Here is an 8186-nt window from a genome sequence, read left to right on the forward strand (position 1 = left end):
TGGCCGTGAACGGCTTGTCCACCTTGACCCGGTCGGCCAGGCCCGCGCTGATGGCATGGCCGGTGACGAAGTTGACGGAGTTGGCGGCGGGAGCCCGCCCGGTGGCGCCCCACACGGGCCGGGGCAGGACCGGCTGCGGGGTCGGGATGGAGGCGTTGGCGTCGCCCATCTGGGCCCAGGCGACGACGCCGCCCTTGAGCACCAGGTCCGGTCTGACGGCGAAGAAGGCCGGGTCCCACAGGACGAGGTCGGCGAGCTTGCCGGGTTCGACGGAGCCGAGGTCGGCGTCGAGCCCGTGGGCGACGGCCGGACATATCGTGTATTTCGCGACATAGCGGCGGGCGCGCAGGGTGTCGGCGGGGGCGCCCCGCGCCCCCCGCCGCTCCTTCATCACGTGGGCCGTCTGCCAGGTGCGGATGACGGTCTCGCCGACGCGTCCCATCGCCTGCGAGTCGGAGCCGATCATGGAGATGGCGCCCAGGTCGTGCAGGATGTCCTCGGCGGCCATGGTCGACGGCCGGATCCGCGACTCGGCGAAGGCCAGGTCCTCCGGGATGGCCGGGTTCAGGTGGTGGCAGACCATGAGCATGTCGAGGTGCTCGTCGAGCGTGTTGACCGTGTGCGGCCTGGTCGGATTGGTGGAGGAGGGCAGCACGTTCGCGTGCGAGGCGACGCGGATGATGTCGGGCGCGTGCCCGCCACCGGCGCCCTCGGTGTGGTAGGCGTGGATCGCCCGGCCGCCGATGGCCGCCAGCGTCGACTCGACGAACCCGGCCTCGTTCAGCGTGTCGGTGTGCAGGGTGACCTGCACGCCGGCGGCGTCGGCCACGGTCAGGCAGGCGTCGATCGCGGCCGGCGTCGAGCCCCAGTCCTCGTGCAGCTTGAACCCCGACGCCCCGGCGCGCAACTGTTCCCACAGCCCGTCGGCGGAGACCGTGTTGCCCTTGCCGAGCAGCGCGAAGTTGAGCGGGTAGGAGTCGAGCGACTCCAGCATGCGGGCCAGATACCAGGCGCCGGTGACGGTGGTGGCCTTGGTGCCCTCGACGGGGCCGGTGACCACCCCGACGATCGTGGTGACGCCGGAGCCGATGGCCTCGTCCAGGATCTGCGGGCAAATGAGGTGCACGTGGGAGTCGACGGCCCCGGCGGTGAGGATCTTGCCGTTGCCGGCCAGGATCTCCGTCGACGGGCCGATGACGATGTCCACGCCGTCCATCGTGTCGGGGTTGCCCGCCTTGCCGAGCGCGGTGATCCGGCCGCCCGAGATCCCCACGTCTGCCTTGACAACACCCCAGTGGTCGAGGACGACGGCGCCGGTGATGACCAGGTCGGCGGCGCCCTCGGCGCGGGTCGCGCGGGACTGGCCCATCGACTCGCGGATCACCTTGCCGCCGCCGAACACCGCCTCGTCGCCGGCCCCGGCCGGGCCCATCGAGCGGTCCTCGGTGACCTCGACGAACAGGGCGGTGTCGGCCAGCCTGATCCGGTCGCCGGTGGTGGGCCCGTACAGGGCGGCGTATCGGGCACGGGACAGATCAGGCATCCAGGGCTCCAGCCCGCTCGGGCCGCAGCCCGGGCACGATCCGGTGGCCGGCGATGGGCACCAGCGTCACCTCGCGCGCCACGCCCGGCTCGAACCGGACCGCGGTGCCCGCCGGCACGTCCAGGCGCATGCCCCAGGCGGCGTCGCGGTCGAAGTCGAGGCCCGGGTTGGCGGCGGCGAAATGGTAGTGGGAGCCGACCTGCACCGGCCGGTCGGCGGTGTTGACGACGCGGACCGTCACCCGCGCGCGCCCCGGGTTGAGCGGGATCGTGCCCTCGGGGTGGACGTACTCGCCGGGGATCACGGGATCGGCCTGTGGACGGTGACGAGCTTGGTGCCGTCGGGGAACGTGGCCTCGATCTGCACGCTGCCGAGCATCTCCGGCACGCCCTCCATCACGTCGTCGCGGCTCAGCACCGCACGCCCGGACTCCATCAGTTCGGCCACCGTCCGCCCGTCCCTGGCCCCCTCCATCAGGAACGACGCGATCACGGCGGTCGCCTCGGGATGGTTGAGCCGCAGGCCCCTGGCCCGCCGCTCGCGCGCGACCCCGGCGGCGACGTGGATGAGCAGCCGCTCCTGCTCGTGTGGGGTTAGCCGCATGCGCCGGACCCTAGGAACCGGCGGTTTCCACGGTGTTGCCGGGCGATGTCGGCCCGGTTTCCTGTCCGGGGACCTGGTTCGTGTTCTCGGTGAGCGTTCGGCAATGGGCTCTTAACACGCGGGATCTTTCGCGGACATCAGGCGGAGTCACCTTTCTTGCAGAACACGGCCAGCAGGAAGGAACCGCTGTGCGCCTCCGTCATGCGATCGTCTCCGCACTCCTCCTCTTACCGGTCACGGCCTGCGGCTCGGCGCCCGGCGGCGGCGCGCCCGCCGCCGCGGACGAGATCAAGGTCGGCCTCCTCCACTCGCTCAGCGGCACCATGGCGATCAGCGAGGTGACCGTGCGGGACGCGGAGCTGCTCGCCATCGAGGAGATCAACAAGGCCGGCGGGGTGCTCGGCAAGAAACTCGTCCCGGTGGTGGAGGACGGGGCCTCCGACTGGCCCACGTTCGCCGAGAAGGCCACCAAGCTCATCAGGCAGGACAAGGTCGCCACGGTGTTCGGCGGCTGGACGTCGGCCAGCCGCAAGGCGATGCTGCCGGTCTTCGAACGGTACAAGGCGCTGCTGTGGTATCCGGTGCAGTACGAGGGCCTGGAGAGCTCGCCGTACATCTTCTACACGGGAGCCACCACCAACCAGCAGATCATCCCCGGCCTGGACTACCTCAAGGAACAGGGCAAGAAGAGCCTCTTCCTGGTCGGCAGCGACTACGTCTTCCCGCGCACCGCCAACAAGATCATCAAGGCGTACGCCGCCGCCAACGGGATGCGGGTGCTCGGCGAGGAGTACACGCCGCTCGGCCACACCGAATACTCCACGCTGGTCAACAAGGTGACGCAGGCCAAGCCCGACGCCGTCTTCAACACGCTCAACGGCGATTCGAACGTGGCGTTCTTCAAACAGCTCCGCAGCACCGGCGTCACCCCCGAGGCGATGCCCGTGCTGTCGGTCAGCGTCGCCGAGGAGGAGGTCAAGGGCATCGGCGTGGCCAACATCGCCGGCCAGCCCGTCGCCTGGAACTACTACCAGACCACCGAGACACCCGCCAACGCCGCCTTCGTCAAGGCGTTCAAGGACCGCTACGGCCAGGACAAGGTCACCAGCGACCCGATGGAGGCCGGCTACAACGCCGTCTACCTGTGGGCCGAGGCCGTCAAGAAGGCCGGCACGACCGAGGTCGAGGCGGTGCGCAAGGCCGCCGGCGGCATCGCGCTGGAGCGCCCCGAGGGCCTGGTCACCATCGACGGCGACAACCAGCACCTGTACAAGACGGCCCGCATCGGCGTCGTCCAGCCCGACGGGCTGATCAAGCAGGTGTGGGACTCCGGCGAGCCGATCAAGCCCGACCCGTACCTCAAGGACTACCCGTGGGCCGGCGGATTGGCGCAGGGCTGATGGAGGCGTTCGTCAACCAGCTGCCGATCGGGCTGTCGATCGGGGCGGTCCTGCTGCTCGTCGCGCTCGGCCTGACGTTCACGTTCGGGCAGATGGGCGTGATCAACATGGCGCACGGCGAGTTCATCATGGCGGGCGCCTACACCGCGTTCCTGCTGCCCGTCCTGCCGCTGGCGCTGCCCGCCGCGTTCCTGGTCGCGGGGGTCATGGGGCTGCTGCTGGAGCGGCTGGCCATCCGCCACTTCTACGGGCGGCCGCTCGACACGCTGCTGCTCACCTGGGGCGTCAGCCTGGTGCTGCAGCAGCTCGCCCGCGACCTGTTCGGCGCGCCCAACGTGCAGGTGGCCGCGCCGTCGTGGCTGTCGGGCGGGGTCGGCGTCCTGCCCTACAACCGGCTGTTCATCATGGCGCTCGCCGTCGCCGGCGTGGTCGCGGTCTGGGCCTACCTGACCAGGACCGGGCTGGGCCGCCGCACGCAGGCAGTCGTGCAGAACCGGCGGCTGGCGGCCACCAGCGGCATCGACACCGGCCGGGTGGACATGCTCACCTTCTTCATCGGCTCCGGGCTGGCCGGGGTCGCCGGGGTCGCGCTGACGCTCATCGGCCCGGTCGGGCCCGCCCTCGGCACCTACTACATCGTCGACGCCTTCCTCGTCGTGGTCGCCGGCGGGCTCGGGCAGCTGCGCGGGGCCGTGCTCGCGGCCATCGGGCTCGGGCTGCTCAACTCCTACGCCGAGTTCTGGTCCAGCGCGAGCCTCGCCAAGGTGATCGTGTTCGCCGCGGTGATCGCGTTCCTCCAGGTGCGGCCGCAGGGCCTGTTCGTGCTGCGGTCGAGGGCGCTGACATGATCAGACGACACGTGCCGTTCGCGGCCGTCGCGGTGCTCGCGCTGGTCGCCGCCCCGCTGCTGCTCGAACCGTTCCGGCTCAGCCTGCTCGCCAAGTACCTCTGCTACGCGATCGTCGCCCTCGGCATCGGGCTCGCCTGGGGGCAGGGCGGCATGCTGGCGCTCGGCCAGGGGGTGTTCTTCGGCCTCGGCGGCTACTCCGTGGCCATGTACCTCAAGCTGAGCGAGGGCGGCGGGCTGCCCGACTTCATGGTGTGGAGCGGCGTGGAGGAGCTGCCCGCGCTCTGGGTGCCGTTCGCCAACCCGGTCTTCGCGCTCTCCATGGCCGTGCTCGGGCCCGTCGCGCTCGCGCTGCTCCTGGGCACGCTGGTGTTCAGGCAGCGGGTACGGGGCGCGTACTTCGCCATCCTGACCCAGGCGCTGGCCGCGGCCATGGTCATCCTGCTCGTCGGCCAGCAGGGGCTGACCGGCGGCACCAACGGCATGACGAACTTCTTCGAGCTGTTCGGCGCCGACCTGGCCGACGACGGCACCCAGCGGGCGCTCTACCTGGTCGTCGCCGTCACGCTCGGCGTCCTCTACCTGGCCACCCGGCACCTGGTGCGCAGCCGCTACGGCCGGCTGCTCGTGGCCGTGCGCGACGGCGAGGACCGGGTGCGCTTCCTCGGCTACGACCCCGCGACCGTCAAGACCGTCACCTTCGCCGCGTCCGCCGCCATGGCGGGCCTGGCCGGAGCCCTGTTCGTGCCGGTCGTGGGCATCATCTCGCCCGCGCTGCTCGGCGTCGTCCCCTCGCTCGAACTCGTCGTCGCGGTCGCCGTCGGCGGCAGGCACGCGCTGGCCGGGGCCGTGCTCGGCGCCGTCGTCATGGGCTACGCCAAGACGGCGTTCAGCGAGCAGTTCGCCGACGGCTGGCTCTACCTTCAGGGCGCCCTGTTCATCCTGGTCATGACCCTGGCCCCGAAGGGCATCATGGGCATCCTCGGGAGGTTGCGCCATGCTCGAACTCCGTGACGTGCGCGTCGTCTTCGACGGCTTCGCCGCCCTCGACGGCGTCGACCTGACCGTGCCCGAGGGGGAGCTGCGCTTCCTCATCGGCCCCAACGGCGCCGGCAAGACCACCCTCATCGACGTGATCACCGGCCTGACCAGGCCCGCCTCCGGCACCGTACGCTTCGAGGGCCGCGACCTGGCCGGCCACAAGGAGCACCAGATCGTCCGGCTCGGCGTCGGCCGCACCTTCCAGACCTCGGTCGTCTTCGAGGAGCTCACCGTCCTGGAGAACCTCGACCTGGCCGCCAGCTTCCGCCGCCCGCTCTGGTCCCTCGCCAGGCGGCGCAAGGGAGTCTCGGACGCCGTGGCCGAGGCGCTGGAGCGGACCGGCCTGCAAGAGCTCGCCGAGCGTTCAGCCGGCGTTCTCTCGCACGGCCAGCGCCAGTGGCTGGAAATAGGCATGCTGCTGGCACAGCGCCCCAGGCTCCTGCTCCTGGACGAGCCCGTCGCGGGCATGGCCAGGGACGAGCGCGAGCGCACCGGGGAGCTGCTCACCCGGATCGCCGACGACCACACGGTGATCGTGGTGGAACACGACATGGAATTCCTGCGCCGCCACGCCTCCGCGGTGACGGTGCTGCACGAGGGCAGGGTGCTCGTGGAGGGGGCGGTGGAGCAGGTCAGCGCCGACCCCCGGGTGCAGGAGGTCTACCTGGGGAGGCGTACGGATGCTGTCGGTAAGTGACCTCGAGTCCGGCTACGGCAGGGCACGCGTGCTGTTCGGCGTCTCCCTGGAGGTGGGAGCCGGCCGGCTGGTGTGCGTGATGGGCCGCAACGGCGTCGGCAAGACGACCCTGCTCGACACCGTCATGGGCGTGCTGCCCGCGACCGCCGGCCGCGTCGTCTTCGACGGCCGCGACGTCACCCGCCTCAAACCGCACGAGCGCGTACGGCTCGGCATGGGGTACGTGCCGCAGGGCCACCAGTGCTTCCCGCAGCTGTCCGTCCAGGGCAACCTGCTGGTGACCGCCGAGGCGGCCAAGGCGCCCAAGGAGGCCGTGGACGAGGCCCTCGACCTGTTCCCCCGGCTGAAACCGCTGCTCAAGCGCAAGGCTGGGCATCTGTCCGGCGGCCAGCAGCAGCAGCTCGCCATCGCCCGCGTGCTCGTGACCAGGCCCAGGATGCTCATCCTCGACGAGCCCACCGAGGGCATCCAGCCGTCGATCATCATCGAGATCGAGGAGGCCATCGCCCGGCTGCACGCCTCCGGCCTGGCCGTGCTGCTCGTCGAGCAGTATCTGGACATCGCGCTGCGGCTGGCCGACAGCTTCGCCATCCTCGACGGCGGCCACGTCGTCCGCACCGGCGCGGCCGGCGACCTGCACGGCGAGGACGTGCACCGGCTGCTCGCCGTCTGACCCTCAGCCGGCCATCCACGCGCGCGCGGAGCGGACGATCTCCTCCAGGTCGCCGCTGTGCGCGCCGTGCCAGTAGACCTGACCGCACACCCGGCACCGGCCGTAGGCGTCGTAGCTGCGCCGGGTGCCGTCCCGCAGCACCGGCTCGACCTCCCGCTTGGCCACCGGCTCCAGCTCGCCGTTGCAGGCCGTGCACCTCGTCCACGGCCGCAGCGGCGGCGCGAACCGCTCCAGCAGGTCGCGCAGCTGGTCAGGGGCCCGCGTGCCGCGCACGTACGCGCCCAGCCACAGCGCCCGGCGGCGCAGCAGGCCGCGGTCCTGCGTGAGCAGCACCCGCCGCTCCGCGTTCGCCTGCACCACCAGCGACGGGTCGTCCATGTCGTTGTGGTAGGCCGTGTCGACGCCCAGCAGGCGCAGCCGCCTGGCCAGCGTGCCCAGATGCACGTCCAGCAGGAAACGCGGCTCGCCGCCCGGCAGCGGCTGCGGGCGCGGCACCCCGAGCACGTCCACCACGTCGCCGGGCCGCGGCTGGTAGGACGGCGGCACCCCCTGCCCGCCGACCGTCATCGGGCCCACCTCCGTCAGCGGGATGCCGGCCGACTCCACGTGATGGCCCAGCGTCGACGAGCCGTCGGGGATGATCGGCTGTGCCTCCCGCCTGCGGCTCGCCGGCAGGAACATCAGCAACTCCGGCGCGATGCGAAGAAGCGCGTCCATGACGTCCATTCTGTACGGTCGGCCTCCGTACGGTCGGTTCGATGCGGCCGGGTTTGATGCGACCGGCGTTGCGGTCGCGGCGTCGTGCGGTCATCGCAGCGGCGGTACGGCCAGCTCGGCGCGTTGCAGGGCCACCTCGGGCCACCACCTGCCGCCGCCCGGATTCGTGTCGCCGCGCACGGGCTCCTTCCCGCCGCCGATGCCCCGGGCGCCCGCCCCTCCAAGGGGGCCTGCTGCTCTGGGGAGGCCGCCCCTGCCGGGGCGTTCGCCCCCGTGGGGATGCCGTCCCAAACAGGTTGCCCGCTCCGTCGCCGATGGCTGCTCCTGCCCGGGGCGTTCGCCCCTGCCGGGCCGTTCACCCCTGTCGGGCCGTTTCGCCCCCATCAGGGACGCCGCCCCAGGCAGGTTGTGCCCAGGCCGTCGCCGGCGGCTGCTCCTGCCGGGTCGTTCACCCCTGTCGGACCGTTCGCCCCCGTGGGGATGCCGTCCCAGACAGGTTGCCCGGTCCGTCGCCGGCGGCTGCTCCTGCCGGGTCGGCCGCTCCCTCGGGGGCGGCCGACCTGCCGGGGAGCTCGCTGCCTCGGGGAACGATGCTCCGGGCGGGGAATTCGTTCCCCTTGGGGAGGTGCCGGTCGGTCGTCCAGGGGACGGTTCGTCGGGGGAGG

At 71.7% G+C, this 8186-nt stretch carries 9 protein-coding genes; 5 read left to right on the forward strand and 4 right to left on the reverse strand.

What is annotated here, in order from left to right; all coding sequences use genetic code 11:
• The 3 genes from ADY59_RS45475 to ADY59_RS45485 all read right to left on the reverse strand — a co-directional run.
• The coding region (locus ADY59_RS45475) for an urease subunit alpha (protein WP_049577009.1) at positions 1 to 1543 on the reverse strand (1543 nt) is incomplete at its 3' end.
• Positions 1536 to 1847 (reverse strand): urease subunit beta, encoded by a 312-nt coding sequence (locus ADY59_RS45480; protein WP_049577011.1) that lies wholly within the window; start codon positions 1845 to 1847, stop codon positions 1536 to 1538. The genes ADY59_RS45480 and ADY59_RS45475, both read right to left, overlap by 8 nt.
• Positions 1844 to 2146 carry an urease subunit gamma gene (locus ADY59_RS45485; RefSeq protein ID WP_049577013.1) on the reverse strand — a complete coding sequence of 101 codons (303 nt, stop codon included), beginning with the start codon at positions 2144 to 2146 and terminating at the stop codon, positions 1844 to 1846. Before ADY59_RS45485 ends, ADY59_RS45480 begins: the two co-directional genes overlap by 4 nt.
• Positions 2147 to 2334: 188 nt before the next feature.
• On the opposite strand from ADY59_RS45485, the gene urtA reads away from it, so the two are divergent.
• From urtA to urtE, 5 genes are read left to right on the forward strand one after another with little or no spacing between them, the layout of a single operon-like run.
• On the forward strand, positions 2335 to 3546 hold the full coding sequence (urtA, locus tag ADY59_RS45490) for an urea ABC transporter substrate-binding protein (RefSeq protein WP_049577015.1): 1212 nt from the start codon (positions 2335 to 2337) through the stop codon (positions 3544 to 3546).
• On the forward strand, positions 3546 to 4394 hold the full coding sequence (gene urtB / locus ADY59_RS45495) for an urea ABC transporter permease subunit UrtB (RefSeq protein WP_049577018.1): 849 nt from the start codon (positions 3546 to 3548) through the stop codon (positions 4392 to 4394). The genes urtA and urtB overlap by 1 nt, the downstream gene beginning before the upstream one ends.
• On the forward strand, positions 4391 to 5407 hold the full coding sequence (gene urtC / locus ADY59_RS45500) for an urea ABC transporter permease subunit UrtC (protein ID WP_049577021.1): 1017 nt from the start codon (positions 4391 to 4393) through the stop codon (positions 5405 to 5407). Before urtB ends, urtC begins: the two co-directional genes overlap by 4 nt.
• A complete protein-coding gene (gene urtD / locus ADY59_RS45505) occupies positions 5391 to 6131 on the forward strand; it encodes an urea ABC transporter ATP-binding protein UrtD (RefSeq protein ID WP_049577028.1) in 741 nt (246 codons plus the stop codon). Before urtC ends, urtD begins: the two co-directional genes overlap by 17 nt.
• Positions 6115 to 6804 carry an urea ABC transporter ATP-binding subunit UrtE gene (gene urtE / locus ADY59_RS45510; protein WP_049577023.1) on the forward strand — a complete coding sequence of 230 codons (690 nt, stop codon included), beginning with the start codon at positions 6115 to 6117 and terminating at the stop codon, positions 6802 to 6804. The genes urtD and urtE overlap by 17 nt, the downstream gene beginning before the upstream one ends.
• 3 nt (positions 6805 to 6807) lie before the next feature.
• Here urtE and ADY59_RS45515 read toward each other — a convergent pair whose 3' ends face one another.
• Complete coding sequence (locus ADY59_RS45515; protein ID WP_231619205.1) at positions 6808 to 7521, reverse strand: Mut7-C ubiquitin/RNAse domain-containing protein; 714 nt, start codon at positions 7519 to 7521, stop codon at positions 6808 to 6810.
• Positions 7522 to 8186 lie beyond the last annotated feature (665 nt).

The organism is Nonomuraea sp. SBT364 (assembly GCF_001083785.1).
Classification (GTDB): domain Bacteria; phylum Actinomycetota; class Actinomycetes; order Streptosporangiales; family Streptosporangiaceae; genus Nonomuraea.

What these genes read in the sequence shown, in the direction of transcription:
- ADY59_RS45485 (WP_049577013.1), bottom strand. Translation starts at nt 2,146, where the DNA reads ATGCGGCTAACCCCACACGAGCAGGAGCGGCTGCTCATCCACGTCGCC.
- urtB (WP_049577018.1), top strand. Translation starts at nt 3,546, where the DNA reads ATGGAGGCGTTCGTCAACCAGCTGCCGATCGGGCTGTCGATCGGGGCG.
- urtC (WP_049577021.1), top strand. Translation starts at nt 4,391, where the DNA reads ATGATCAGACGACACGTGCCGTTCGCGGCCGTCGCGGTGCTCGCGCTG.
- urtD (WP_049577028.1), top strand. Translation starts at nt 5,391, where the DNA reads ATGCTCGAACTCCGTGACGTGCGCGTCGTCTTCGACGGCTTCGCCGCC.
- urtE (WP_049577023.1), top strand. Translation starts at nt 6,115, where the DNA reads ATGCTGTCGGTAAGTGACCTCGAGTCCGGCTACGGCAGGGCACGCGTG.
- ADY59_RS45515 (WP_231619205.1), bottom strand. Translation starts at nt 7,521, where the DNA reads ATGGACGCGCTTCTTCGCATCGCGCCGGAGTTGCTGATGTTCCTGCCG.